We start from the raw sequence: 266 nt of genomic DNA on the forward strand, positions 1-266 counted from the left end.
CGCCGCTGTCGACGAATTTCAGGTTCAGCACCACCTGGCCGAAGCTTTCCTGGACCGCCATCATCGCCGCTTGCGCATCACGCGGGCCGGTCAGGGCTATCGCTTGCACATGGAGCATCGGGTACGACGCACGCACCATGGCCTGCTGCAAGTCGACCTGCCCACTGGCCGGCAAAATCAGGCGCGGATCGCTGGTCAACGGTGGCAACTCCGGCGAGACCTGACCGGCGCAACTCTGCGGCAGGCTGCGAACGGCGTTGATCGAA

Annotated in this window: 1 pseudogene; it reads right to left on the reverse strand. The window is 64.7% G+C overall.

Going from position 1 to position 266, the window contains the following annotated elements:
* Window positions 1-266: pseudogene (locus BK660_RS30415) on the reverse strand (CAP domain-containing protein); the annotation flags it as partial.

It is taken from the genome of Pseudomonas brassicacearum (assembly GCF_003732265.1).
Lineage (GTDB): Bacteria > Pseudomonadota > Gammaproteobacteria > Pseudomonadales > Pseudomonadaceae > Aquipseudomonas > Aquipseudomonas brassicacearum_D.